The following is a 26,149-nucleotide window of genomic DNA, read 5'->3' on the forward strand; positions in this document are numbered from 1 at the left end:
ATTGATGATGGAGGTACACCAAATGATCCAAGTGATGATATTGTGACGTATGTTCCAAATCCAGATTTCAATGGAACGGATACCTTTACGTATACGATTTGTGACAATGCAAGTCCTGCAAACTGTTCAACAGCTACGGTAACGGTAACAGTTGATGCTACACCAGATGCAGTAGATGATACAGCTACGGTAAATGAAGATGGAAGTGTTGATATTGATGTAACAGCTAATGATAATGATGTTCCGAATGATGGTACTTTAACAGTTACAGACCCATCAAATGGTACGGTTACGATTGATGATGGTGGTACACCAAATGATCCAAGTGATGATATTGTGACGTATGTTCCGAATCCAGATTTCAATGGAACGGATACCTTTACGTATACAATTTGTGACAATGCAAGTCCAGCAAACTGTTCAACAGCTACGGTAACGGTAACAGTTGATGCTACACCAGATACAGTAGACGACACAGCTACGGTAAATGAAGATGGAAGTGTTGATGTTGATGTAACAGCTAATGACAATGATGTTCCAACCGATGGTACCTTAACAGTTGGTACTCCAACAAATGGAACAGTAACAGTTGATGATGGCGGTACACCAAATGATCCAAGTGATGATATTGTGACGTATGTTCCAAATCCAGATTTCAACGGTACGGATACGTTCACATATACAATTTGTGACAATGCAAGTCCAGCAAACTGTTCAACCGCTACGGTAACGGTAACAGTTGATGCTACACCAGATGCAGTAGACGACACAGCTACGGTAAATGAAGATGGAAGTGTTGATGTTGATGTTACGGCTAATGATAATGATGTTCCAACTGATGGTACGTTAACAGTTACAGACCCATCAAATGGTACGGTTACGATTGATGATGGAGGTACACCAAATGATCCAAGTGATGATATTGTGACGTATGTTCCAAATCCAGGTTTCAATGGAACGGATACCTTTACGTATACGATTTGTGACAATGCGAGTCCTGCAAACTGTTCAACAGCTACAGTAACGGTAACAGTTACACCTCTTGATGAAGTTCCAGTTGCGAATGACGATACAGCGACAGTAGCTGAGGATGGTTCAGTAGATGTAGATATTTATGGAAATGACAGTAATGTTCCAACCGATGGTACCTTAACAGTAACGAATCCATCAAACGGAACAGTAACAATTGACGATGGTGGTACACCAAATGATCCAAGTGATGATATTGTGACGTATGTTCCAAATCCTGATTTTAATGGAATGGATACCTTTACGTATACGATTTGTGACAATGCGAGTCCTGCAAACTGTTCAACAGCTACAGTAACTATTACAGTAACAGTAACTCCAGTTGATGAAACTCCAGTTGCGAATGACGATACAGCTACCGTTGCAGAGGATGGTTCAGTAGATGTTGATATTTATGGAAATGACAGTAATGTTCCAACCGATGGTACGTTAACAGTAACGGACCCATCAAACGGAACGGTAACAATTGATGATGGTGGTACACCAAATGATCCAAGTGATGATATTGTGACATATGTTCCAAATCCTGACTTTAATGGTACGGATACATTTACCTACACAATCTGTGACAATGAGAATCCGGCTAACTGTTCGACAGCAACTGTTATTATTACGGTTATTCCTACACCAGATACAGTAGATGATACAGCTACAACAAATTCTGGTGAAGATGTAGATATTGATGTAACAGCAAATGATAACGATGTTCCTACTGACGGTACGTTAACAGTAAGCGATCCATCAAACGGAACGGTAACAATTGATGATGGAGGTACACCAAATGATCCAAGTGATGATATAATTATTTATACTCCTAATGATGGATTTACAGGTACAGATACATTTACTTATACAATTTGTGATAACTTAGTACCGCAAAATTGTAGTACTGCTACAGTAACAGTAATTGTTGAAGACGCTTGTTTGACTGTTTATAATGAGTTTAGTCCAAATCAAGATGGAATAAATGATTACTTAAAGATTAATTGTATTGAGAATTATCCAAATAATACAATTGAAATTTTCAACAGATGGGGTAATACCGTTTATAAAATCGAAGGGTATAGTAATAATGATTCTAACAGAAGATTTGAAGGAATTTCTAATGGAAGAGCAACCATTCAAACAGATGATAAGTTGCCAGTTGGAACATATTATTATATCTTAGACTTGGGAGATGGAAGTGATGTTAAAAAAGGTTGGATATATATTAATAGATAAAATACGAAGAGTAAACGATGAGACTATTTTTGTCAAGTAAAGCAATATTGCTTTTGTTGTTAAGCATTTTTGTTCAAATAAATGTTTTTTCACAACAAGATCCCCACTATACTCAGTATATGTTAAATACCATGTCTGTTAACCCTGCTTATGTAGGTTCTAAAGGTCATACAGTTTTAACAGCACTGGGAAGAACACAGTGGGTTGGTTTTGATGGAGCTCCTGATACCCAAACTCTAAGTTATGATACCAGTTTAGGGTTAAATCGTGTAGGTTTAGGTTTTAATTTAGTTAATGATAAATTAGGTCCTTCACATGAATTATACTTAGATGGTAATGTTTCCTATACCATAGAAACAGGTGAGGAAGGAAATTTAGCATTTGGACTAAAATTAGGAGGTAGAATTTTAAATGTTGATTGGAGTATTGGAAACCCTAATGGAGATGGTAATGATCCAAGTTTTGCTCAAAATATTGTTAATAGATTTTTACCAACAGTTGGAGCAGGTATTTATTATTATGAACCAGAATGGTATATCGGATTATCAGTGCCTAACTTTTTAAGACAAGAACATTACGACGCTCAAAGAGCTAGCGGTGAAGTAGCTGTTGAAAGATTACACTATTTTTTAATCGCAGGTTATGTTTTTGATATTAGTGATGATATTAAGTTCAAACCAGCAGCATTAGCAAAAGTAGTTTTTGGAGCTCCAATGTCTTTAGATATTTCTGCAAACTTTTTGTTCAGCGAGCGTTTTAGAGTTGGAGCAGCCTGGAGATGGGATGATTCTATTGCAGCATTATTAGGAGTACAAGTAAGTGAATCTTTACATATTGGATATGCTTATGATTTGACTACTTCAAATTATAATGTTGTGAACTCAGGAACTCATGAAGTTTTACTTCGCTACGAAATATTTAAACAGGCTAGAATTAAATCCCCTAGATTTTTTTAAAGCATATAACTGTAATGAAAATTATAAAAACCAAATTAGTCATCTTATTTCTTTGTTTGTCTGGTATCATAGTTAACGGACAAAGTAGGAGAGTTGCAGATAAGTACTTTGAAGAGTTTGCTTATTTTAAAGCAGCTAAAATATATGAAGCAGTCTACCAAAAGGGAGATACAACTACATATCTTTTAAAAAGATTGGGAGATGCTTATTATAATAATTCTCAAACCGAAAACGCAGAGTTTTGGTATAAAAAGTTAATAGAAGATAAAAAAGAAAAAGATCCTTCTTATTTATTTAAGTATTCACAGGTTTTAAGAAGTAATGGTTCTGTTCAAAAAGCTGATTCTATTTACAATCTTTTAAAGATAACCATAGATTCCCAAAGTGGAGAAAAGTATGTAAATAAGGAAAATAATTTACAAGATTTTCTAAATAACGGAGATAAAAAAATTAGCCTTAGAAATTTGGCAATTAATACACCTTACTCAGATTTTGGAGGGGTTATTTTTGAAGATAAAGTTTATTTTGCCTCAGCATCTCCTAAAGGAGAGAAAAGAGAAAAATTATATCGATGGAATAATCAACCTTTTCTGAATTTATATAAATCAGATAGTTATTTTGAAAGAGTAGACGAGGCTAAAACAGATTCGATCTTTGAATTGGAAAATAAAACGATTTTATCTCCTGGAATCAATACTCAATTTCATGAGTCTTCTCCTGTTTTTACTAAGGATGGAAAAACCATGTACTTTAGTAGAGTTAATTTTAACGGAAAAAAGCTAGGGAAAGATAAAAAACTAACGGTTAATTTAAAGCTTTTTAAAGCTGAAAGAGTAGGTGACGATTGGGGCAATGTTGAAGAATTACCGTTTAATAGTGATGATTATTCTGTAGCACACCCAGCTTTAAGTCCGGATGGAAAAAGCTTATATTTTGCTTCAGACATGCCTGGAACTTTAGGAGAGACAGATATTTTTAAAGTTGAGATTAAAGAAGATGGTTTTGGAGAACCTGTTAATCTTGGTAAGAATGTAAATACTACAGCAAAAGAGATGTTTCCTTTTATATCTGATGATAATGTTCTTTTCTTTTCTTCAAATGGACACAAAGGATTAGGGTTGTTAGATATTTTCCAAACAAAAATTTACAACGATAGTACGTATAGTCAAATTACTAATTTAGATCATCCTTTTAATAGTAAAAAAGACGATTTTTCATTCTTTATAGCGAAAGATGGAAAAAAAGGATTCTTTTCTTCTAATAGAGCAAAAGGTAAAGGAGATGATGATATTTATAGTTTTTATATAACTGAAATTCCAGAGTCTGAGAGATGTTATCAGTATGTAACTGGTGTGGTAACCGATAAAGTTACTAAAGAAAGAATTCCAAATGCTATTGTAAAATTAGTAGATGATTTAGGAACCGTTTTAGAAGAAAAACTAACAGATAGTAGAGGAAGTTATAATTTTAAGTTAGAATGTAAGCAAGAAAATTACGTTGTTATAGCAGATAAGCGAGATTATAGGAATCCAGATAAGAAAAATATTTCTGTATTAGGTAAAAATAAAGATGAAAGGTATACAGCTGATTTAGTGTTAGATCCGTTAATTATTGGCGATCAAATTGTCATAAAACCTATTTATTTTGACTATGATAAAGATTTTATTCGTGAAGATGCACAATATGAATTGGAAAACATCGTTACTGTCATGACTAACCATCCAAAAATGGTGATTAAGATTGAATCACATACGGATAGTCGGGGAGCAAAATCTTACAATAGAAATTTATCAGATAGAAGAGCAAAATCTACCAGAGATTTTATTATTTCTAGAGGAATTGAACCTGAAAGAATTGAAAGTGCAATAGGTTACGGTGAAGATAAATTGTTAAACCATTGTGATGATAAGAATAGTAAGAAGTGTACAGAGGAGGAACATCAATTAAACAGAAGATCTTATTTTTATATAGTAAGAGGGAAAGAAGTTTCTATAGATAATGTTAAACCAACTGTAATTGATAAAAAAGGGTATAACAATCAAAAAGATATGCTTGAAAAGCTGAATAAGTTTAAGGCCAATAAAACTAAAAAGTTAAGGTCAAAATCTGAAAACGACAAGTGTTTTAAAGAAGACAACGACTGTGGAAAATAACAATTAAAGTAATCCCTAAATTATTTTATTGTACGTAAGTATGTTTAGAAAAGCGAGAAAGAAATTTCTCGCTTTTTGTTTTTTTAGTAAGTATATGTGGATATATGTTATATAGTAGCCTGAGTGCTTTTATAACTCTTATAGTATTGCATAATAATAAAAGAACACATTACAGAAGAAGCAATACCTTCAATAGCTAAAGCAAAAACAACCATTTGTAAACTTAATTCTTTACCCCAAAAAGAGGAGTTTTCTAAAACAGTAATGAAGTTAGGATCTATAAACCCTACATAAATAATTAGTCCAATAATTGTAAGTCCAACACCAATTACTGATGCACCAAAGCCAGCATAAAAGTTACTGAAATATGAATGCTCATTATTGAGTTCTATATTCATTTTTATAGCTCTATTAACACCCCAAAAAACAAAGAGGAAGTTTAAGAAACGTAACTCTGAAACATTATCAAGTCCAAATAGTTTCATTATTAAAAAATAGATAACTATTAGACCATATATCAAAAAAGCATTTTTAAAAATAATTTTATTTGTACTCATAAGAGAAGTTTTAGGATTCGACTCTTATAAATATACGAAATAAACAGATGAAAGTCAATATATTATAAAAGAGCCTCTTTTAATAAAGTTACAGGATGCTTTGCAGTTCTTCCTGTACCATCAAAAATTTGATGTCTGCAACTAGTTCCAGGTGCAGCAATTTCTGTTTGACTACTACATTTTCGTATTTTAGGAAACAAAGTATCTTCGCCAACTTGCATACTAACTTTGTAATGCTCTTTTTCATATCCAAAAGAACCTGCCATTCCACAACACCCAGTATTAAGTACAGTAACTTTATAATTTTTAGGAATATTTAGCATCGTAAAAATTGAATGTGTAGTGGAAAGTGATTTTTGATGACAATGTCCATGGATTTTTATTTCTTTTTCTTCTGAAGTAAATAAGGCTTCATTAATAGAACCATTATTTATTTCTTTAGTTAAAAACTCTTCAATAGTAAAAGTATTTTGAGCAATCTTTTCAGCCTCAGATTTTTGATCTGCTAAGCGTATGTATTCATCTCTAAAACTTAAAATTGCAGAAGGTTCTATCCCAACTAAAGGTGTTTCTTCAGAGACTAAATCTTTAAAAATGGCAATATTTTTATTTGCGATTTCTTTCGCTTCTTTTAAAAATCCTTTTGACAAATAACTTCTTCCACTTTCTTCATGGTTTACAATTTCTACTTTATAGCCAAGTTTATCTAAAAGTTCAACAGCATCTTTACCGATAGTTGCATCGTAGAAATTGGTGAATTCATCATTAAAAAGGTACACTTTCTTTTCTTGTTGACTTTGATAGTTCTTAGAATACCAATTTTGAAGCGTTTTAGAGGCTAATTTTGGAACTTTTCTTTCAATGGCTACTCCCATTATAGTTTTTGCTAAATAAGAGTTTGTAAGAAGGTTTGTAAGTTTTGGAAATTTACTACCTAGTTTATTATACTTTGCATTATTAGCAAAAAGCTTACTTCTAAAAGAATATCCATTGGTTTCTTGATATTGATATAAAAATTCTGCTTTTAAAGAAGCTACATCTACATTACTTGGACATTCACTAGCACAGGCTTTACAGCTTAAGCATAAGTCAAAAACAGTTTTTAGTTCTTGGTGGTTAAACTTGTTAGCTTTATCAGAGTTTGTTAAAAATTCTCTTAATGTATTTGCACGTGCACGGGTGGTATCTTTTTCATCTCTTGTAGCACGGTAGCTCGGACAAAGTGTTCCACCTGCTTCCGGGCTTTTTCTACAGTCACCAGAACCATTACATTTTTCTGCTAATTTTAAAATACCTTCACTATCAGAAAAATCAAGTAAAGTATCAATGTTAGGTTCTTTTCTGTCTACTTCATAGCGTAAACTTTTATCCATAGGAAATGCATCAACAATTTTTCCTTGATTAAAGATATTAAGAGGATCAAATCCTTTTTTGATTCTTTTTAAAAGCTCATAATTCTTCTCTCCAATCATTAATGGGATAAATTCAGCACGTACTATTCCATCTCCATGTTCACCGCTAAAAGAACCTTTATATTTCTTAACTAGTTCAGCTGTTTCAGTAGTTATCTTTCTAAACAAAACTACATCTTCAGATTTTTTAAGGTTTAAGATAGGACGTAAGTGAAGTTCTCCAGCACCCGCATGAGCATAATAAACAGCTTGTTGTTGGTATTTATCCATAATTGCTGAAAACTCTTCAATATACTCAGGTAAATCATTTAAATCAACTGCGGTATCTTCAATACATGCAACTGCTTTTCGATCTCCAACCATATTTCCTAGCAAACCAAGTCCAGCCTTACGTAAATCCAAAACTTTGTTTATATCATTTCCATAAACTTTTGGAAAATGGTATCCAAAATTATGTTTTTGTAAGTCTTCAATCAAAGCATTTGCTTTTTCTTCTGCCTTTTCTGGAGTATCTTCTTTAATTTCTAACATTAAAACAGCTTCAGGATCTCCATCTAAGAAAAAGCGGTTTTGAACCTGCTCTCTGTTATTTTTGGTACAATCTAAAATCACTTTGTCCATTAATTCACAAGTGTATAGATTGTGATTCATTGCTATTAAGGTTGCTTTTAAACTTTCATTTACACTGGTAAAATGAGGAGCAACCATAACACTTGAAGTAGGAGGCAGGTCGTCCAGTTGTATTTTTATAGCTGTTGAAAACGCCAAAGTCCCTTCAGATCCAGATAAAAACTTAGCAACATTAATAGTTTCTTCAGTACCTCCGAATAAATCAGATGTTAAAAATTCATCTACAGCATATCCAGTATTTCGTCTATGAATTGAGTGTTTTGGAAATTGAGATTTTATTTCTTCTTGAGCTTCAGAAGATTTCAATTCGTCATAAATACATCTGTAAATAGTTCCTTCAAAAGAGTTTTCAAAAGTCTTTTGTTTAAATGCTTGTGAAGATATTTCTTCAAAAGTAGCTAAACTTCCATCCGCTAAAATAGCATCAATAGCAATAACCTTATCTCTGGTAACTCCATATTTAATTGAGGTACTTCCTGAAGAATTATTTCCAACCATTCCACCAATCATACATCGGTTAGATGTAGATGTGTTTGGGCCAAAAAACAATCCGTATGGTTTTAAAAACCGATTCAAATCGTCTCGAATAATTCCAGGTTCTACGGTAATGGTTTTATGCTCTTGATCAAACGCTAAAATATTGGTAAAATGTTTTGAAACATCAACTACAATTCCTTCTCCAACACATTGTCCAGCTAACGAAGTACCTGCTGTTCTTGGAATCAACGTAATCTTATGTTCCTTAGCAAAAGAAATTAGTTTTTGAATATCTTCAATGTTCTTAGGATAGGCAACTGCTAAAGGGATTTTTCGATAAACCGAAGCATCTGTGGCATACATTCTTTTATGTAAATCATCAAATAAGAATTCTCCAGTTAATTGTTTAGAAATTGATTGTAGTTGTTCGTTAGCTATCATTGTTAACCTTTTTAAGGTATAATTTATCAAGTTGTGTAAGTAAGAAAAACTGAGTGTAAACTAACTCAGTTTTCTCATTTACAAATATCATTATTTTATGAAACTTAATTACTAAATGTATATTCTTTTCTTATAAAGAAAAAGGAAGAAAATTAAATCAAAATATTCCTTTTGAAACAAGTGTCAAAACAAATAAAAGTATCAGTTCCTGCAACACCATTAATTAAATGTACTTTATCGTATAAGATTTTTTGAAGATGCTCATTGTCTTTTGCATAAATCAAAATAAAAATAGCATAATTACCAGAAACAAAATTACACTCTACAATTTCATCTATTTTTTCAAGCTCTCTCATAACTTCTTTAGCAAAACGAGCTTCTCTTAATCGTATACCTGTATATGATTTGGTTTTGTATCCTAATTTTTTTTCATCTAATACAAATGCTGCATTCTTTATAACACCTTCAGAAGTTAGTTTCTTAATACGTTGGTGAATTAAAGAATTTGAAACCTTCAATTCTTCAGCAATTTGAGAATAGGCTTTACGAGCATCTTTTCTAAGCTGTAAAAGAATTTGTTTGTCTATGTAATCAAATTGATCTTTCAAAGGATAATATTAATTAAAATGAATTAAGCATTTATTTCTGCTAAACATTTCTGAATAGTTTCATCCTGCATATCTTCATACCATTTCATTAGCTTGTATACAGGTTCTCCTAAATCTTTTTCGAATAACGATTGATTTGAGGTTCCTTCATATTCACGTTTAGCATCATCTGTACCTAGGTTAGAAGCAAATATTCCGGCAGCACTTACTGGTAAAAAATCTTCATAAACCATTGGCTCAATTGTCAAATATCCCTCTTTTAATAATTGATTGATATCTTCCTTTGTGTAAACTTTGTCTTTTGAAATGTTTTTCACTTTATCGGTAGTAAAGTAGTGAAAGTAAGCAAGCTCTTCAGATTGTAACTCTCTGTAATCATCAGGAAAAGCTTTGAAGTTTTCAGAAAGTAATCGATTATATTCCGAAGCGTTTTCCGCTGTTGGAGATCCTCCTATAGCTTTACGTGTTTTGCTCAATAATTCATTATATAAGTCAAGACCTTTTTGAGTTACAGCAACTCCACGTTGTTCAATTTCTCCAAAGCGAGCTTTATGTTCACCTGTTTTACCAGTACCAGAATCATTTTTAAACGTTACTTTTTCTGTTAACGCCTTAAAACTAGTTTGACGTAATAAAATAGGGCATTTTCTTGCAGGAGGCCCTTCGATAGTATCTTTTGGTGGAATATTACGAGCTTCCATGCCAGCTTGTACTTTATCAATATCTAATGTTCTAGGAGTTAGGTGATTAATATGTGGTCCTTTAAATGCAACTACATCAGCAATTAATCTGTGTTGACCAAGTAAGGCTTCATACATTTCATAATCTACAGTAGCAGTATCATGCCATCTAAAAGTCTCTAACGCTTCCTGAACAAAGATTTCTGCATCTTCTTTAGTTAAACCACCTTCTTTTTCAGATTTGTCAATTAACTCAAGAGCTTTATCTGTAAATATTTGTCGATCTTCTAAAATAGTTTCTACACTATTACGAAGATTATCATCAGTGATTAAATCTAAACGTAATAGAGAAGTAAAAACTCTAAACGGAGCTTGATTAAGCGCTGTGTTTTCAATAGCTCTAAATGCAGTAGAATGTACAGGAACTCCAGCCGGAGCTAAATCATAATACCCTACAGGATACATTCCCATAACTTTAAACAAACGTCTCATAGTAAATAATTCGTAAGGTTTTCCTAATCGAATTGCTCCATGACGTTCCATGTTCAAACGAGTAATTTCTCCTGTATTAGCTAATTGTTTTTTGGTCTCTTCAGATGTTGTAAGAATATTGTCATTAATATCATGAACCAAATTAAGTAGTTCACCATAAAGAGGTACTTCGTCTTTATACATATCAGACATAATAGTAGCGAAGCGATTACGAATATATTCTGATGACACAAATGCTTTAGTTGTATCATTTAAATTTTCAACCATATTTTTTGATGACATAATTTGTTTAATTTTAATACAAAATAAATGAATTTAATTTTCAAATACCTTTATTATAATGAAATTTACTTTATACGTGATGTTTTTGTGTTATAATGTTTTTCTTAAGTCTATTTTTTTAAATAATTATGGAAATTTTAATCGAATAATGGTTTTTAATAGTCAATTTGACTTTATAATTAAATCAATATAATCACTTATTTGTAAAAAGTAATAATGTTACTGTTTATAAAAGTTAATTAAGCTATTGAGAGAAAAACATTTTGTAACATAAAGAAGTTAGAATCGTCTTTTTAATAAAAACGATTGTTATATGAGCATCTTTAGAGTATTATTAGCTATACTTTTTCCTCCACTTTCTATAATAGATAAAGGTTGTGGATCTTTTCTAATTATTTTTATCTTGACTTTATGTGGTTGGATTCCTGGTGTAATAGGAGCGTTAGTAATATTAAATAATCCAGAGCGATAATTAAGAAACGTTTTCCCCGTTCTTAATTTTTTTATTGCTATGTAGAATTATTACTTCATTGTTTTTATTATGAATTCCAAGTACTAAGCATTCACTCATAAAGTTTGCAATCTGACGTGGTTTGAAATTTACAACAGCACTTATTTGTTTACCTACTAAGTCTTCTTTAGTATATAAATTTGTAATTTGAGCGCTTGATTTTTTAATGCCTAAAGTCCCAAAATCTATTTTTAATTGATAGGCTGGTTTTCTAGCTTTCGGAAAGTCGTTAACTTCTAGGATAGTTCCAATCCTAATATCTACTTTTAAAAAGTCTTCGAAATTAATTTCTTCCATTATCTTTTACTAAGTTTTTCAATAACCCAAAGTGGTCCCACTAATAAAAATTGAAGATCTTTTAAAAAAGAAGGTTTCTTCCCCTCAATTTTATGACCATAAAATTGCCCAATCCAAGCTAACACAAAAAGTATTATCGAAACTAAGAATAGGTTAGTAGTATTATTAATCCAATTATTTCCTGCTATACATATTAATATAACTGCTAGCATCTTAATAAAATACCAAAAAGATAACCTTAAATAAAATCCAACAGATATGAGAATACCAAATACAAATCCCCAATTTTCAATCAAAGGGTTATATAGTTTAAACGTGTTTTTTAGAATGTCATTAGGAATACTCATTATCAATCCTATAACACTAAAGAATATAATAGGGACGCATATATAATGAATAAGTTGGTTTTTTTCGTTTTGATGGCTCTTTGAATATTCTTCAAATAATTTTTCTGCTTTTTTCATTTGTTCTCTATTTGGGTTATAAATATAAAAAAAAGGTCAGAAAATATTTCTGACCTTTTAAATATAAGTAAACTCTTAATTATTGTAATCTGAAGTTAATTGGGAAAGCGTATTTAACGTTTACCGGCTTACCATCTTTCATCGCTGGCTTAACTCTAGGTAATTTCTCAATTAATTTTTTAGTAGCATCCTCTAAAACTTTACTTCCTTGAGGACCTCTAGTTCTAACATCTGCTACATCTCCATTTGCATCAATAACAAAGTACGCATTAATTTTACCTTCGATGTTTTGATCAACTGCTTCTTGAGGATAAGCAAAATACTTATTGATGTGCTTGCTCATTTCAGTATTAAAGCATTCTAAAGAACCATCACTAGAACAATTTTTAAAAGCTGGAATAGTTTGAACTTCATCAAATCTAAAAACTTGAGCAGTTTTCTCTATAACCTTAGAAGTTTTAACGTTTGAAGCTTTCTTTCCAGGGATTACGAAAGCAATTGGTACACCATACTTAACTTTTACAGCTTTACCATTGTGCTTACCTGGCTTAAATTTTGGTAACTTACGTACGATTCTTTCAGCTTCAGCTTCAAGTAACTCTCCTTGGTAAGGACCTCTAATATTTAAGTTTTCTACGTCTCCTACTTTGTTAATAACAAATTGTACAAGAACACGACCTTGAATACTTTTATCATAAGCCTCTTTTGGATAAGTAAAGTTTCTTTTAATGTGCTCTGCAATATTAGCTTTAAAACATTTTTCTTGTTGATAGATTGCTACAGATTCACAATCTTCAAAAAGTGGAATTTCCTCTACTAAATTGAATGGAACTTTTTCAACAACTTCTTCACTACTTAAATCTAAAGTACCTACTAATGATGCTTTTTTCTTTAAAGCAGCTAATTTGTTTGATGTAGCACTAGAAGAATTAACACCTGTTACAGCGTCTCTCTTTCTAATTACTCTTCTACGAGAAGTAACTTCAACAGAAATTTGTTTTGATTTAGCGTCTTTGTCTTCTACCGAACATTTTGTAATGCTATTTAAATCTAATGCCGGTTCTCCGTTTGGGGTATCACAAGTCTCTTTTGATTGAGACACAACATACTGCGTGCTGAACGCTACAGCAGCAACTACTAGTAACTTTTTAACCATATTCTTAGGGATTAAGAGATTAACTTCGCGTCTAAGGTAGGTATTATTACTGATTAAAAAAAATTTTTTAAGATGTTTTGTGTTAATTCTATAGGTAAATGACGATTATCTGTAGATAAACGTAATTAATTAATGGATGAGTTGCAGATTTATGATATTTGCGACTTTGATTTTATTCCGCACTAAAGTTAATTGGCAAACTATACTTAACATTTACAGGTAATCCTTTATGACGACCAGGTGAAAAATTAGGTAATTTACTAATCACTCTTTTTATTTCACTTTCTAGTAAATTGTCCTTTTTTCTAGCTTTAACTAGTAAATCAATTACTTGACCTTTAGTGTCTATAGTGAATTGTATAAATACTCTTCCAGTAACGCCTTCTTCTGATGCTCTTTCTGGATCAAATGTATTGGCAAAGTGATTTGAAAATTGATTATTAAAACAATCTATAGAACTATTACTATTTTTTTCACAATCAGGGAATAAGGGAACATTTTCTACTATATTAAATAGTACTACTTCAGCTTCCATTCTTTTAGTTACAATATCGTTCTTAATTTCTAATTGTGACTCAGTAACATCTGTATTCAAATCTTTAGTATTTCCATCTAGTGAAGTAACTTTTTCTCTTTTTCGAACAATTCTTTTTCGTGTTTTTTTAGCAGCAACATTAAGTATTACATTATTTGAATTGTCTTTGTCTTTTTCAATAGCACATTTAGAAATGGTATTCAAATCTAGAGAAGCTTCATTATTTGGTGTGTCACACTGCTTATTAGTTTGTGAGATAGCAGTAGTGCTTAATAATAGTAAAACTGTTAGCGAAAGGAGGAAAAAATTTTTCATTTAAACTGGGGTATTTAAATTAGATACTTGATTATTGCATTACAAATTTCGTTTAAGATGTTTTAAATGATGTTAATTGTAGCTTATAGAAAAGTTAAGTTCTAAAAATTACGTAACAATCAATTCAAAAAAAAATTACATTAAATTAATATATCGGGGTCAGCGAAGAAAGTTCTTCTATCTACTCAAATATATTAAATAAAAAAGCCAACATAATTAACATATGTTAACTAGGTTGGCTTTTGTTTATAAACTTAAATTATTAATTAATAAATAGTTATAAGTTTTAAGTTTGTTAATAGAAGCTTACTTAACATTCATAAGTTCTACGTCAAAAATTAGTGTTGCATTTGGAGGAATTACACCGCCAGCACCTCTTTCTCCATAAGCTAAATTAGATGGGATAACTAATCTTGCTTTGTCTCCAACTTGTAATAATTGAATTCCTTCATCCCATCCAGCTATTACTTGACCTACCCCGATAGCAAAGTCAATTGGTTGTTTTCTTTTATAAGAAGAATCAAATACAGTTCCGTCTAATAACTGACCTTTATAATGTACAGACACCATTGCTCCTTTAGTAGCTTTTTTTCCTTCCCCTTTTTGGATGATTTTATAACGTAAACCACTTGGAGTTTCATCGTAACCTGCTGCAACTTGATCTAACAATTCTTTTTGCTTAGCTTTTTCAGCAGCTTCTCTTTTTTCACGTTCTCCTTCAAAAGTTCTAAAAGCTTCAACAGCGTTCCATTTTTCAGCAGTTTCTCCTAGACGTAAAATTTCTACTTGCATTTCATCGTCTTGTTCGACAGCATCAACCACCTCTTGACCTTCAATTACACTACCAAAAACAGTGTGCTTTCCATCTAACCAAGGAGTAGCTACATGTGTAATAAAAAACTGAGAACCATTAGTTCCAGGTCCAGCATTTGCCATAGAAAGTTTTCCTGGTGCATCGTGCTTTAAATCTGGATGAATCTCATCATCAAACTTATAACCTGGATTTCCAGTTCCAGTTCCTTGAGGGCAACCACCTTGAATCATAAAATCAGCAATAACTCTGTGAAATTTTAATCCGTTATAATAAGGTTCCCCTTGAGGACGAGCAGCGTTTTCTAAATCTCCTTCAGCTAAAGCAACAAAGTTACCAACTGTTCCAGGTGTCTTTTCATATTCTAAATTCACTAAAATATTTCCTTTAGGAGTAGTGAACTTTGCGTATATTCCGTTATTCATTATTAAGTGTTATTTATCTTTATTATTGTTTTTTTGCTAAAAGTGATGCAAAGTTAAAACTTACACCAATATTTATATTGTTAGAATTTACATTACCAAATGGAGCATATAATTTTCCTCCAGATAGTTGTAACGCTAAGTTGTCTTTTAAATGATAATTTAATCCAAGAGTAGGTCTTACTACAATTCCTTCATCTGTATCAACACCAGCACCTCCAGCAGCACCACCAGTTAAATTGATAAAAGCTTCTATCTTATCATTGATAAATCTATTTGTTTTAAAGCCTAATCCAACTAAACCGTGTGCATAACCACCTGATCTTCCTCCGTAAGCAAATCCAGCTTCACCAATTACATAAACGTTATTGAAAATATCATAATTAAACAGTAAAGCTATTAACTGTAGATCTGTAGAAAGCACATTGTTAGGATCATCTGTTTTGTTTACATCAAAATAAGTTTGATTTTGTAAAGCAGCAGAAATTCCTTGTGTTTCATAGGTGTATTTTTCACCAGAGGTTGGAGTTTTTGTTCCTCCTGAAAGATTCATGTATTTTAGTCCAAAACCTAATGTGTAAGCTTCAAAATCTCCATCAAGAGCTCGGTAATAACCTCCATGCCCGCTAAGCGCTAAATGGTCTGAAATTTTTAAATCTAAGCCAGCTGAAGGATAAATGGTCAAGCCGCCTTCAGGTGCAATTCTACCACCAGCAGCACCAATTCCTAATTTCCCGAAAAAGTTAATGTATTTAGATTGATAAGGATGATAACCGGCCCCAAAGAATAAGTCCATAAACCCAGCCCTTAATCCTTTGTAGATAGCATCAGTGTGTGCGAATAAAAACACATTATCATTCAAATAGCGTTGATACTCAAAACCCAAAACATACAATGTAGTGTCTAACGATGTACCGTTATCTCTTTTCGATTCTCCTCTAGGAAAGAAAAAATCAAAACGAACTTGTTGTGCATTTTTAACACTAGGTTTTTTCCAAAAGAAATCAGTAGTATCTCCTAATACAAATTCTTCATTTGCATTTTTATAATTAGAATATCTAAAAATGCTTGGAATTTCAAAGAAAACAGAGATGCTATTGTCCTTTATTTCTCCAGTGTAAAAATTTACATGACTATATTGAACACCAAAGGCATAATTATTCTTTTTGTATTGTAATCCGATATTAGGATTGATAAATGCACCATCATTTACCAAATAGCGATAACCACCACCGCCACCAAAATGAACATTCGCATCTACATAAAAATCCTTGTAAACTCTTTTAGTTACACCTAACTCTGCACCAAGTGTAAAAAGACCACCTTGGTCTCCTGTAACTGCAAAATGAAAACCAGCCCCACCATATAACCAATCATTAAATGGAATTTGATAATGTAAACCAACTAAACCCATCGTAGCAGCAAGAGAGGGAAACTCATTTGTAGGCATAGAAACGGGAATAAAATTCAATCGAATTTTATTAGTCAGTTTCGTACCTTCAAGCGTTGAAATATCTTTTTGAGAAAAAGAAAATAGTACGCTTACAAGACAAAAAAGAACAGTAAGTTTGGTTTGTATTTTCATGGTTACTTATTTGAATTCACTCGTAAAGTGAAGTTTAACAGTAGGATATTTACTTTGTGTCATTTGAATAGTAAAAGCAGAATCGGCTAAGAATACTAATTGACCTTGCTTATCTTTTGCTAAATAACGTTGCTTTACTCTTTTAAACTCTTTGAATTCTTCATTTTTCTCATCTTCAGGCTGAACCCAACAAGCTTTGTGTACAGCAATATTTTCATAAGAACACTTAGCACCATATTCGTGTTCTAAACGATATTGAATTACTTCATATTGAAGCGCACCTACAGTACCGATAATTTTTCTACCGTTCATATCAAGTGTAAATAACTGAGCAACACCTTCGTCCATTAATTGGTCTAAACCTTTATATAATTGTTTAGCTTTTAAAGGGTCAGCATTATTCACATAACGGAAATGTTCTGGAGAGAAACTAGGAATTCCTTTGAAGTTTAATTTTTCTCCTTCTGTAAGTGTATCTCCAATTTTAAAGTTACCAGTATCGTGTAAACCTACAATGTCACCAGCAAAAGATTCTTCAACAATCTCTTTCTTTTCTGCAAAGAATGCGTTAGGACTAGAAAATTTCACTTTTTTATTGTGGCGGACATGTAAATAAGGTGTGTTTCTTTTGAATGTTCCAGATACAATTTTCACAAAGGCTAATCGGTCTCTGTGTTTTGGATCCATATTCGCATGTATTTTAAATACAAATCCAGTTAGTTTTTCTTCTTTGGCATCAACCAATCTTGAGTCAGACATCTTTGGTTGAGGATTCGGAGCAATATCAATAAAACAATCCAACAATTCTTTTACACCAAAGTTATTTAATGCCGAACCAAAAAATACAGGTTGTAACTGACCTTCATCGTATTCTTTCTTGTTGAAATCTGGATACACTTCATATACCATTTCTAATTCTTCTCTTAGGGTATTCGCAGAAGTTTCTCCAACAAGTTTATCTAATTCAGGGGTGTTTATATCATCAAATTCAACACCAGCCGAAATAGTTTGCTTATTGTCGCCAGAAAAAATATTGATTTTCTTTTCCCAAATATTGTAAATTCCTTTAAAATCATACCCCATACCAATAGGGAAACTTAATGGTGTAACTCTTAATCCAAGTTTTTGTTCTACTTCATCTAATAAGTCGAATGCATCCTTTCCTTCACGATCTAACTTATTGATGAAAACAATCATTGGAATATTTCGCATTCTACAAACTTCAACTAATTTTTCAGTTTGCTCCTCAACCCCTTTAGCCACGTCGATAACTACAATTACACTATCAACCGCAGTTAATGTTCTAAAAGTATCTTCAGCAAAATCCTTGTGACCAGGAGTATCAAGAATGTTGATTTTTTTATCTCTATAATTGAATGCTAATACAGAAGTAGCTACCGAAATACCACGTTGACGCTCAATCTCCATAAAATCGGAAGTAGCACCTTTTTTAATTTTGTTACTTTTTACTGCACCAGCTTCCTGAATTGCTCCACCAAATAACAATAATTTTTCAGTTAAGGTAGTTTTACCAGCATCGGGGTGAGATATAATTCCGAATGTTCTTCTTTTCTGTATTTCTTTTAAAAAACTCATCTATAAAATTTGAAGTGGCAAAGATAGTTTTTAAAAGAAAAAGAGCCAAGTATCTATTACTGTATGTATGAGAATGATTTAGTTGTATTATTTCACAACTTCAATTTTCATTGGAATATCAATTATAGGCCATTCACTCGTGCCTGTTTTTACTTTTGATATCTTTCTTATTGTGGAAAATCCAGAAATAACTTCACCAAAAACAGTATAATCTCCATCTAAATGTGGTGCTCCTCTTTTATCACTAATAATGTAAAAGTTAAAAGGATTTGATTTCTTATACGGATTATAATCCAACTGACGTGCCAATGCCAAAGAACCATATACATGCTTTCGGTGATTTAAAATTTCATTCGGAATCCTGTAGTTTTTGTACTTGTTTTTGATGTCTGTAGATTCTTGTCCGTCTGATTCACCACCTTGAATAGCCATTTCTTTAGCTATCCTATGAAAAACGGTAGTATTAAAGTAACCGATTTTAGTTAAGAATATAAAACTAGCTCTATGTAAAGGTGTTTCCTCAAATAATCTAAGCTTAATATTACCAAACTTTGTTTTAATGAGTACTTGAGTTTCTTTGTTTTGTTTGCCGTATTCCGTTAGAAAAGCAGTAACGTTTTTATGATTTAAACTGTCCCAGGCTTTAATTACAGGTTCTTCTACTTTCTGAATTATTTTTTCAACGGAGTCAACTTTTTGTTCGATAATTTTTTTAGGAGGAACTTCTTTTTCTTTTTTAGGAGCTTCCTTGCAATTGTAAATGAATAAGGTAGTTGATAAAAAGATAAGAGTTCTCAATAATTTCATGTAAAAAAAGATTTAAATGAGCCACAAATATAGTTTATGTATCTATAAGAATGATTTATGAGGAATATTTTGTGAGCGTTACTATTTTAGTACATTTGTCTTTATATGATAGAAAATGTAATTTTAGTAGACGAGCAAGATAATGAAGTAGGTTTCATGGAAAAGATTGAAGCTCATGAAAAAGCACTATTACACAGAGCTTTTTCAGTTTTTGTGTTTAATGATAACAATGAATTGATGCTTCAGCAAAGAGCAAAAGGAAAATATCATTCTCCTTTGTTATGGACTAATACATGCTGTTCTCATCAAAGAAAAGGTGAATCTAATATTGCTGCAGGTAAAAGAAGATTACAAGAAGAAATGGGATTTACGTGCGAGTTAGAAGAGGTATTTTCGTTTATTTACAAAGCACCATTTGATAATGGTTTAACAGAACATGAATTAGATCACGTAATGGTTGGAACTTATAATGGTGAGCCACATATCAATCCTGAAGAAGTTGAAAGTTATAAATGGATGTCTTTAGAAGATGTAAAAAGAGACATTGAAAATAATCCAATGCATTACACCGCTTGGTTTAAAATTATTTTTGAAAAATCGTACGAGAAAATAGCTAACTTTAATTCTAAGAAATAAATGCCTAGAGTTACAGTACATAGAAAAGCACATTTTAATTCAGCACACCGATTGTATCGAAAAGATTGGTCGGATGAAAAGAATTTTGAAGTTTTTAATAAATGTAGCAATCCTAATTTTCATGGTCATAATTATGAACTTATCGTTTCATTAACTGGAGAAATAGATGAAGAAACAGGTTATGTGTATGACTTAGGAAAATTAAAACAAATAATTAAAGAAGAGGTAGAAGAGCCTTTTGATCATAAAAATTTAAACCTTGAAGTTGAAGAATTCAAGAATTTAAATCCAACTGCTGAAAATATTTCAGTAGTTATATACAATAAGTTGCGTACTATTATTCCTAATACGTTGGATATAAAAATTACGTTATACGAAACACCTAGAAATTTTGTAACCTATTCTGGTAAGTAAATGCAAAAACTAAATCAATTTTTAAAGTTTGAACCTATTCTAAAAGAGAAAATCTGGGGAGGTGAAAAACTTGCTACTCTTTTAAAGAAGCAAACCAATAAAAAAAATATTGGAGAAAGCTGGGAAGTGTCTGATGTTGAAGGAGATACTTCTGAGGTTGTTAATGGTGATTGTAAAGGCAAGAATTTAAAAGAATTAATAGCAGAATTTAAAGGTGATTTAGTAGGAGAAAAAGTTTTTAAAAGTTTTGGTACTAAGTTTCCTCTTCTTATTAAGTTTATTGATGCTAAAGAGGCTTTAAGTATACAATTGCATCCTAATGATGAGCTAGCAATGAAGCGTCACAATTCGTTTGGGAAAACAGAAATGTGGTATATCATGCAAGCGGATGATAAAGCAAATTTGATTGTAGGTTTTCAAAAAGATAGTAATAAAGAAGAATATCTTCATCACTTAGAAAATAAATCACTTTTAGAAATCCTTAATGTTGATGAAGTTAGCAAAGGAGATGTTTATTTTATTCCAACGGGAAGAGTTCATGCGATTGGAGCAGGAGTACTGTTAGCTGAAATTCAGCAGACCTCAGATATTACGTATCGTGTGTATGATTGGGATCGACAAGATGATCAAGGAAATTATCGTGATTTGCATACCGATCTAGCTTTAGATGCTATTGATTACAAAGCAGAAAAAAAATACACAACTAGTTATTCTAAACAAGAAAATAAGAGTTCTGAAATTGTTTCATGCCCATATTTTACTACTAACGTGTTACCTGTAAATGGAAAAATTGCGTTAAATCACAATGATAAAGATAGCTTTGTGATTTATATGTGTGTAGAAGGAGAAGTTACTCTATCAAATGAATTTACCACTGAAACGATAGCATTAGGTGAAACTATTTTAATTCCAGCTTCAATCAAGGAATTTTCAATTACTTCTTCTGTGAAGTCAGAATTATTAGAGGTATATATACAGTAAAAAGCTCGAGATTTTAATGCCCCGAGCTTTTTAACAAACAAACCAAATTAACTTACAAAAGAATCTATTCAAACTTAAAAGGTTTATAATCAGCGGCAAAACCAAGTCCGTAGTTTAAGTGTTAAAGTTTTACCTTTTTAACATTTATTCAATTCTATTTTCAGAATATGGAAATATGTATCTTTGAGCTATTCTAATTCACATTTTATGAAAATCATTGCGATGATTCCAGCTCGTTATAATGCGAGTCGATTCCCAGGAAAACTATTGAAAGATTTAGGAGGTAAATCGGTAATTGTAAGAACCTATGAAAGTGCTGTTCAAACTAAATTGTTTGATGAAGTTTATGTAGTTACAGATTCTGATGTTATTTTCTCGGAAATAGAAAATGTAGGAGGAAAGGTGATTATGAGTAAAAAAGAACATGAATGTGGTTCTGATCGTATTGCTGAGGCTGTTGAAAATATGGATGTAGATATTGTTGTGAATGTTCAAGGTGATGAACCTTTTATAGATAAAGTATCTTTAGAAAAGTTAATCAACGTTTTTCATCTAGATACAAATAAAGAAATTGATTTAGCATCGCTGAAAGTAAAAATGACTCAAAAAGAGGAGATTCAAAATCCTAATAATGTAAAGGTTATTACCGATATTAATAACTTTGCAATCTATTTTTCTAGGTCAGTAATTCCTTATCATAGAGATCAAGATATTAAAGCGACTTATTATAAACATAAAGGTGTATATGCATTTAGAAAGGAAGCTTTAATGGATTTTTATACCACACCGATGACTCCTTTAGAAGCTATAGAAAAGATTGAAGCTATTCGTTATTTAGAGGTAGGGAAAAAAATTAAGATGATTGAAACTTCAGTAGAATCAATCGGAATTGATACTCCTGCAGATTTAGAAAAAGCACTTAAAATTATTAGAAATGATGTACAGTAATATTAAAGTAATAGCTTTTGATGCAGATGATACTTTGTGGGTAAATGAAACGTATTTTAGAGATGCTGAAAATGAGTTCGCAAAACTCTTAAATGATTATGAAACCGAGAACAAAATTCACCAAGAGTTATTTAAAAAAGAAATTGAGAACTTAAAAATTTACGGCTATGGTGTAAAAGGTTTTATGCTTTCAATGATTGAAAGTGCCTTAGAATTATCTAATAATCAAATTGAAACAAATTTAATCAATAAGATAATAGATATTGGTAAAGACATGTTAGAAAAGCCAATTGAATTATTGAATGGAGTAGAAGAGGTGTTACAGAAGCTACATGGAAAATACAAATTAATTGTTGCGACTAAAGGAGATTTACTGGATCAGGAAAGAAAATTAGAGAGATCTGGAATTCTTAAATATTTTCATCACGTAGAAGTTATGAGCGAGAAGAAAGTTCCAGATTATCAAAAATTAATAGGACATTTAGATATTCATCCTTCAGAGTTATTAATGATAGGGAATTCATTAAAGTCAGATGTTTTACCACTAATCGAGTTAGGCGCTTCTGCAGTTCATATTCCATTTCATACCACTTGGGCTCATGAAGAGGTAAATGAAAAACAAGCGCTAAATAAAGATTTTAAAACGCTGTCTTCTATAGATGAAATTTTAGAGTTCTTATAATGAAGAAATATTTAGATATTGAGAATTGGAATCGAAAAGAATTGTTTCAGCATTTTAGAACTTTAGAAAATCCAAGTTTTGCCATAACAGCGAATGTTGATGTAACAAAAGTCTATAATTTTGCTTCAAAAAGTGAAATCTCTTTTTTTGTAATTTATTTACATGCCTGTTTAAAAGCTCTAAATTCCGTTGAAAATTTTAAATATAGAATTGAGGATGATGTAGTAGTTATATATGATACAATTCATGCTTCAGCTACTATTTTGAGAGAGGATAAAACATTTGGTTTTTCTTTTATTGATTTTGATGAAGACTTAAAAGTATTCAATAAGAATTTTTTAGAAGAGAAAGAAAGGATTATCAACAGTACAAACTTATTTCCCCCAAAATATTCTTTAGGATGTATTCATTGTTCAGCGCTGCCTTGGATTCATTTTACAGGACATAAAGAACCGGTTTCTGGAAATAAAAACGACAGTGTTCCCCAACTTGCTTTTGGAAAAATAGAGAATCAAGGGAATTCAATTATAATGCCAGTAGCTATAAATGTTAATCATGCTTTAGTTGATGGATATCATGTAGGTCAGTTTTTTGAAAATTTTCAGATTGAATTAGATAAAATGGTTTAATTTTGCTAAAAATTATTATTATGGCAAGTGTTAAAAATTTAAAGAAAGACATCAACTATACTTTAGGAGATATTATCGGAGAATGTAATGTATGGGAATTAGAAAACCCTAATGAAGATGCATCAAAATCTCAAGCAATTATAGATGAAGCTATCTCAACATTTGATGAATTAATTGCTAAAGTTCATGTAAAAGACGTTGAAAATAAAAAAGCACATTTTAAGTCTATAAATGCAGAGCTAGAAACAAGAGCTAATGCTTTAGTAGGTAAGTTAAACGCTTTATAAAATGTAATGTTTTATGTGTAAAAAGTCAATTTTGTTAACAAATTGACTTTTTTTTTGTTATTACTTTAACAAAATGTACAAAACATTTTTGTATATTTAATTCGAAATTTTAATTCCCTATTATGCCAAGAGCAATGTTCGAGTATACTAAAGTTGTACTCCAAAAAGTTAGCTTCAATGCAGAATTGTTTTGTAAAGAACTTGAAAAGGCTGTAAAGAGATTATTACCATACGAGGTTAAAGAACTAGAGATTTGGTTACGAAAATTTACAGCGAATAAGCCAGAATTATATGTTTGTATGGCTGTTGTCAATAAAAATTAACATTATAAATTAAAGAAAAAAAAGAAGCATTTTAAATGCTTCTTTTTTTATCTTCTTCTTTCCATTCTTCTGTTTTTAAGACGTTCCATTAAACGTCTATTAAACTCATGCTCAGCTATTTCTAATAATAATATTTTCTTTGCAGGCAAAAACTCAATTAAACTATTATGAAATTGGATTTTATTATCATATAGTGCTTTTCTAACTTCTTGTAGTTTAGATAAGTAGGTTTCAGCCTCTTTGTCACTAATTTTTTCTATTCCACCAGCTTCTTTTACCTTTTTTCTAATCTCTTTTTTTTCTTTCTGAATAAGACTAAGATTAGTGTCTTCAAATTTATTGTAGATAGGCCAAAACTTTGCAGCTTCAGTTTCATTTAGATTTAATTTCTCTGTAATAAAGGCTATTTTAAAGGCCTTTATTTTAGGATTTCCAGGTCCTCTTTGCGCATTAACTTTAAAGGTTAAAAGGCATAAGGTTGTTAAGAGTACTATTCTTTTCATTTGCTTTTGTGTTTACAAAAAGTAATTATATATCGTTATTGTTTAAATCTATTTCTTCAAATTCAATTAAAGTCGAGGTATCAACTGTGTTTAGATAGTCCTCAATATTATCAGTACTTACATTAACTGTAAATTCATCATAATTTAGATCTTCATTAGAAAGTAATGTTGCTAGTTCATAAGCGTTAGCTTCACCATATCCATTCTGAAACCAAGTTACTATTTCTGCTTCTTTAATTTGAGATTCGGTTTCTTTGGTTGTTTTAAAAAAGTAAATAGAAACAAAAAGAATTACAGAAGCGGCAGCTGTTGCAGGTATAAACTTCTTTATTTTTTGATATAAAGAGATTACTTTTACTTCTTTACTATCAGTGTTTTCTAGCTTTATTTTATCAAAGATTGAATCTTCTAATGAATCAAAATAACCTTGTGGTACTCCTAAATCTGTTTTCTTAGGTAAAGTAATTTCAGGAATTCGTTCAATAAGGTCGTTTTCAAGTTTTTCAAAATAATTTTCTGGTGTTTTTAATCCATTTTTATCAGGAAAACTGCTAGCTATCTGATTATTTAGAATTTCATTTTCTAATTCATTAAAATAGTTTTCAGGTATCGTAAAGCCATGCTGCTTACCAACCTTGTAGTTTAAAAACTCGATACTATTTTTCAAATTATTTTCCATCTCTATTCTAAGACTCTTTATTTTATAAAAGGTTTAATTATAGTTTTTTATAAAACTTTCAATTTTTTTTACCGCATGAAAGTAGGAGGCTTTTAAAGCTCCTACAGAAGTATCTAACACTTCTGCTATTTCATTATACTTCATATCATCGAAGTATTTCATGTTAAAAACAAGTTGTTGTTTTTGAGGAAGTGAAGCGATTGCTTTTTGTAAAATAAGTTGAATTTCGTCTCCAGAAAACCAATCATCACTCTTCAAATTAGAAACTACCTGTTGTTTATAATCGGCAATATCTATATTTTGCTGTTTTGCCCTTTTGTTTAAAAAGGTAATTGCTTCATTAGTAGCAATTCGATACATCCATGAATACAATTTACTATCACCTTTAAAATTGTCAATATTTCTAAAAACTTTTATAAAAGTATTCTGTAGTACATCGTCAGTATCATCATGAATAATAACGATTTTTCTTATATGCCAATACAATCGTTCTTTATATTGGGATATAAGATTACGAAAAGCTACTTCTTTAGTCGCAGCATTTTGTAATTGTAAAACAAGTGTAGTTTCTTCAGTCAAATGAATTGTTTTTCATTATGACTATAAATTTAAGAAAAGGTTTAATTAAAA

General features: G+C 31.2%; 27 protein-coding genes. 12 read left to right on the top strand and 15 right to left on the bottom strand.

The features are described from left to right. The 3 genes from EV195_RS14950 to EV195_RS14960 form a co-directional block, all read left to right on the top strand. The coding region (locus EV195_RS14950; protein WP_132795778.1) for an Ig-like domain-containing protein at positions 1-2,250 on the top strand (2,250 nt) is incomplete at its 5' end. 17 nt (positions 2,251-2,267) lie between these two features. Further along, positions 2,268-3,206, top strand: a complete 939-nt coding sequence (locus EV195_RS14955) for a PorP/SprF family type IX secretion system membrane protein (protein WP_132795779.1) — start codon at positions 2,268-2,270, stop codon at positions 3,204-3,206. A gap of 14 nt (positions 3,207-3,220) precedes the next feature. Further along, the gene (locus EV195_RS14960) at positions 3,221-5,359 is read left to right on the top strand and encodes an OmpA family protein (protein WP_132795780.1); all 2,139 of its coding nucleotides are present in this window, start codon (positions 3,221-3,223) and stop codon (positions 5,357-5,359) included. Positions 5,360-5,466: 107 nt separating this feature from the next. Here the strand turns inward: EV195_RS14960 and EV195_RS14965 are convergent, their stop codons facing one another. From EV195_RS14965 to hglS, 4 genes are all read right to left on the bottom strand, one after another. Beyond that, positions 5,467-5,916, bottom strand: a complete 450-nt coding sequence (locus EV195_RS14965) for a DUF4199 domain-containing protein (RefSeq protein ID WP_132795781.1) — start codon at positions 5,914-5,916, stop codon at positions 5,467-5,469. 62 nt (positions 5,917-5,978) lie between these two features. Further along, positions 5,979-8,876: an FAD-binding and (Fe-S)-binding domain-containing protein gene (locus EV195_RS14970; RefSeq protein ID WP_132795782.1), complete on the bottom strand. Its 2,898-nt coding sequence runs from the start codon at positions 8,874-8,876 to the stop codon at positions 5,979-5,981. A gap of 152 nt (positions 8,877-9,028) precedes the next feature. Next, positions 9,029-9,484, bottom strand: coding sequence for an Lrp/AsnC family transcriptional regulator (locus tag EV195_RS14975; RefSeq protein WP_132795783.1), 456 nt, complete (start codon positions 9,482-9,484; stop codon positions 9,029-9,031). A gap of 23 nt (positions 9,485-9,507) precedes the next feature. Beyond that, a complete protein-coding gene (hglS, locus tag EV195_RS14980) occupies positions 9,508-10,938 on the bottom strand; it encodes a 2-oxoadipate dioxygenase/decarboxylase HglS (RefSeq protein ID WP_132795784.1) in 1,431 nt (476 codons plus the stop codon). Positions 10,939-11,251: 313 nt separating this feature from the next. Between hglS and EV195_RS14985 the strand changes: the two genes are divergently transcribed. After that, complete coding sequence (locus EV195_RS14985; RefSeq protein ID WP_132795785.1) at positions 11,252-11,410, top strand: YqaE/Pmp3 family membrane protein; 159 nt, start codon at positions 11,252-11,254, stop codon at positions 11,408-11,410. Here the strand turns inward: EV195_RS14985 and EV195_RS14990 are convergent, their stop codons facing one another. From EV195_RS14990 to EV195_RS15025, 8 genes are all read right to left on the bottom strand, one after another. Beyond that, positions 11,411-11,746, bottom strand: a complete 336-nt coding sequence (locus tag EV195_RS14990) for a tRNA-binding protein (protein ID WP_207899796.1) — start codon at positions 11,744-11,746, stop codon at positions 11,411-11,413. Further along, entirely contained in the window at positions 11,746-12,210 is a 465-nt protein-coding gene (locus EV195_RS14995; protein WP_132795787.1) for an Mpo1 family 2-hydroxy fatty acid dioxygenase, read from the bottom strand. The genes EV195_RS14990 and EV195_RS14995 overlap by 1 nt, the downstream gene beginning before the upstream one ends. A gap of 79 nt (positions 12,211-12,289) precedes the next feature. Beyond that, positions 12,290-13,366 carry an energy transducer TonB gene (locus EV195_RS15000; protein ID WP_132795788.1) on the bottom strand — a complete coding sequence of 359 codons (1,077 nt, stop codon included), beginning with the start codon at positions 13,364-13,366 and terminating at the stop codon, positions 12,290-12,292. Positions 13,367-13,538: 172 nt separating this feature from the next. Continuing rightward, on the bottom strand, positions 13,539-14,216 hold the full coding sequence (locus tag EV195_RS15005) for an energy transducer TonB (RefSeq protein WP_132795789.1): 678 nt from the start codon (positions 14,214-14,216) through the stop codon (positions 13,539-13,541). A gap of 306 nt (positions 14,217-14,522) precedes the next feature. Further along, a complete protein-coding gene (locus tag EV195_RS15010) occupies positions 14,523-15,452 on the bottom strand; it encodes a peptidylprolyl isomerase (protein WP_132795790.1) in 930 nt (309 codons plus the stop codon). 22 nt (positions 15,453-15,474) lie between these two features. Next, positions 15,475-17,034: a hypothetical protein gene (locus EV195_RS15015; RefSeq protein ID WP_132795791.1), complete on the bottom strand. Its 1,560-nt coding sequence runs from the start codon at positions 17,032-17,034 to the stop codon at positions 15,475-15,477. A gap of 6 nt (positions 17,035-17,040) precedes the next feature. Then, positions 17,041-18,630: a peptide chain release factor 3 gene (locus EV195_RS15020; RefSeq protein ID WP_132795792.1), complete on the bottom strand. Its 1,590-nt coding sequence runs from the start codon at positions 18,628-18,630 to the stop codon at positions 17,041-17,043. Between the two features lie 87 nt (positions 18,631-18,717). After that, positions 18,718-19,437, bottom strand: a complete 720-nt coding sequence (locus tag EV195_RS15025; RefSeq protein WP_207899797.1) for a peptidylprolyl isomerase — start codon at positions 19,435-19,437, stop codon at positions 18,718-18,720. Positions 19,438-19,542: 105 nt separating this feature from the next. On the opposite strand from EV195_RS15025, the gene idi reads away from it, so the two are divergent. The 8 genes from idi to EV195_RS15065 all read left to right on the top strand — a co-directional run bounded on the left by idi (position 19,543) and on the right by EV195_RS15065 (position 24,337). Next, the gene (gene idi, locus EV195_RS15030) at positions 19,543-20,073 is read left to right on the top strand and encodes an isopentenyl-diphosphate Delta-isomerase (RefSeq protein ID WP_132795793.1); all 531 of its coding nucleotides are present in this window, start codon (positions 19,543-19,545) and stop codon (positions 20,071-20,073) included. After that, positions 20,074-20,487 (top strand): 6-pyruvoyl trahydropterin synthase family protein, encoded by a 414-nt coding sequence (locus EV195_RS15035; protein ID WP_132795794.1) that lies wholly within the window; start codon positions 20,074-20,076, stop codon positions 20,485-20,487. It abuts the gene before it with no gap. Further along, positions 20,488-21,468, top strand: a complete 981-nt coding sequence (locus EV195_RS15040) for a type I phosphomannose isomerase catalytic subunit (protein WP_132795795.1) — start codon at positions 20,488-20,490, stop codon at positions 21,466-21,468. Between the two features lie 207 nt (positions 21,469-21,675). Further along, the gene (kdsB, locus tag EV195_RS15045) at positions 21,676-22,416 is read left to right on the top strand and encodes a 3-deoxy-manno-octulosonate cytidylyltransferase (protein WP_132795796.1); all 741 of its coding nucleotides are present in this window, start codon (positions 21,676-21,678) and stop codon (positions 22,414-22,416) included. After that, positions 22,406-23,098, top strand: a complete 693-nt coding sequence (locus tag EV195_RS15050; protein ID WP_132795861.1) for an HAD family hydrolase — start codon at positions 22,406-22,408, stop codon at positions 23,096-23,098. Before kdsB ends, EV195_RS15050 begins: the two co-directional genes overlap by 11 nt. Further along, positions 23,098-23,727 carry a chloramphenicol acetyltransferase gene (locus EV195_RS15055; protein WP_132795797.1) on the top strand — a complete coding sequence of 210 codons (630 nt, stop codon included), beginning with the start codon at positions 23,098-23,100 and terminating at the stop codon, positions 23,725-23,727. The genes EV195_RS15050 and EV195_RS15055 overlap by 1 nt, the downstream gene beginning before the upstream one ends. A 20-nt stretch (positions 23,728-23,747) precedes the next feature. Next, positions 23,748-24,014 (top strand): hypothetical protein, encoded by a 267-nt coding sequence (locus EV195_RS15060; protein WP_132795798.1) that lies wholly within the window; start codon positions 23,748-23,750, stop codon positions 24,012-24,014. Between the two features lie 122 nt (positions 24,015-24,136). Further along, positions 24,137-24,337, top strand: coding sequence for a hypothetical protein (locus tag EV195_RS15065; RefSeq protein WP_132795799.1), 201 nt, complete (start codon positions 24,137-24,139; stop codon positions 24,335-24,337). Between the two features lie 47 nt (positions 24,338-24,384). Here the strand turns inward: EV195_RS15065 and EV195_RS15070 are convergent, their stop codons facing one another. The 3 genes from EV195_RS15070 to EV195_RS15080 are packed head-to-tail and all read right to left on the bottom strand — an operon-like array spanning position 24,385 to position 26,098. Beyond that, on the bottom strand, positions 24,385-24,840 hold the full coding sequence (locus EV195_RS15070; RefSeq protein ID WP_132795800.1) for a hypothetical protein: 456 nt from the start codon (positions 24,838-24,840) through the stop codon (positions 24,385-24,387). A gap of 25 nt (positions 24,841-24,865) precedes the next feature. Further along, entirely contained in the window at positions 24,866-25,519 is a 654-nt protein-coding gene (locus tag EV195_RS15075) for a hypothetical protein (protein WP_132795801.1), read from the bottom strand. Between the two features lie 33 nt (positions 25,520-25,552). Continuing rightward, positions 25,553-26,098, bottom strand: a complete 546-nt coding sequence (locus EV195_RS15080; protein WP_132795802.1) for an RNA polymerase sigma factor — start codon at positions 26,096-26,098, stop codon at positions 25,553-25,555. Between the last annotated feature and the right edge of the window lie 51 nt (positions 26,099-26,149).

Origin of the sequence: Tenacibaculum skagerrakense (assembly GCF_004345825.1) — a bacterium.
In the GTDB taxonomy this organism is placed as follows: domain Bacteria; phylum Bacteroidota; class Bacteroidia; order Flavobacteriales; family Flavobacteriaceae; genus Polaribacter; species Polaribacter skagerrakensis.

Coding starts and splice junctions, on each gene's coding strand:
- EV195_RS15040 (WP_132795795.1), top strand. CDS start 20,488: ATGCAAAAACTAAATCAATTTTTAAAGTTTGAACCTATTCTAAAAGAG.
- idi (WP_132795793.1), top strand. CDS start 19,543: ATGATAGAAAATGTAATTTTAGTAGACGAGCAAGATAATGAAGTAGGT.
- kdsB (WP_132795796.1), top strand. CDS start 21,676: ATGAAAATCATTGCGATGATTCCAGCTCGTTATAATGCGAGTCGATTC.
- EV195_RS15000 (WP_132795788.1), bottom strand. CDS start 13,366: ATGGTTAAAAAGTTACTAGTAGTTGCTGCTGTAGCGTTCAGCACGCAG.
- EV195_RS14960 (WP_132795780.1), top strand. CDS start 3,221: ATGAAAATTATAAAAACCAAATTAGTCATCTTATTTCTTTGTTTGTCT.
- EV195_RS14990 (WP_207899796.1), bottom strand. CDS start 11,746: ATGGAAGAAATTAATTTCGAAGACTTTTTAAAAGTAGATATTAGGATT.
- EV195_RS15075 (WP_132795801.1), bottom strand. CDS start 25,519: ATGGAAAATAATTTGAAAAATAGTATCGAGTTTTTAAACTACAAGGTT.
- EV195_RS15060 (WP_132795798.1), top strand. CDS start 23,748: ATGGCAAGTGTTAAAAATTTAAAGAAAGACATCAACTATACTTTAGGA.
- EV195_RS15010 (WP_132795790.1), bottom strand. CDS start 15,452: ATGAATAACGGAATATACGCAAAGTTCACTACTCCTAAAGGAAATATT.
- EV195_RS15050 (WP_132795861.1), top strand. CDS start 22,406: ATGTACAGTAATATTAAAGTAATAGCTTTTGATGCAGATGATACTTTG.
- EV195_RS15005 (WP_132795789.1), bottom strand. CDS start 14,216: ATGAAAAATTTTTTCCTCCTTTCGCTAACAGTTTTACTATTATTAAGC.
- EV195_RS15025 (WP_207899797.1), bottom strand. CDS start 19,437: ATGAAATTATTGAGAACTCTTATCTTTTTATCAACTACCTTATTCATT.
- EV195_RS14970 (WP_132795782.1), bottom strand. CDS start 8,876: ATGATAGCTAACGAACAACTACAATCAATTTCTAAACAATTAACTGGA.
- EV195_RS14995 (WP_132795787.1), bottom strand. CDS start 12,210: ATGAAAAAAGCAGAAAAATTATTTGAAGAATATTCAAAGAGCCATCAA.
- EV195_RS14955 (WP_132795779.1), top strand. CDS start 2,268: ATGAGACTATTTTTGTCAAGTAAAGCAATATTGCTTTTGTTGTTAAGC.
- EV195_RS15070 (WP_132795800.1), bottom strand. CDS start 24,840: ATGAAAAGAATAGTACTCTTAACAACCTTATGCCTTTTAACCTTTAAA.
- EV195_RS15020 (WP_132795792.1), bottom strand. CDS start 18,630: ATGAGTTTTTTAAAAGAAATACAGAAAAGAAGAACATTCGGAATTATA.
- EV195_RS15065 (WP_132795799.1), top strand. CDS start 24,137: ATGCCAAGAGCAATGTTCGAGTATACTAAAGTTGTACTCCAAAAAGTT.
- EV195_RS14985 (WP_132795785.1), top strand. CDS start 11,252: ATGAGCATCTTTAGAGTATTATTAGCTATACTTTTTCCTCCACTTTCT.
- hglS (WP_132795784.1), bottom strand. CDS start 10,938: ATGTCATCAAAAAATATGGTTGAAAATTTAAATGATACAACTAAAGCA.
- EV195_RS14965 (WP_132795781.1), bottom strand. CDS start 5,916: ATGAGTACAAATAAAATTATTTTTAAAAATGCTTTTTTGATATATGGT.
- EV195_RS15055 (WP_132795797.1), top strand. CDS start 23,098: ATGAAGAAATATTTAGATATTGAGAATTGGAATCGAAAAGAATTGTTT.
- EV195_RS15015 (WP_132795791.1), bottom strand. CDS start 17,034: ATGAAAATACAAACCAAACTTACTGTTCTTTTTTGTCTTGTAAGCGTA.
- EV195_RS15035 (WP_132795794.1), top strand. CDS start 20,074: ATGCCTAGAGTTACAGTACATAGAAAAGCACATTTTAATTCAGCACAC.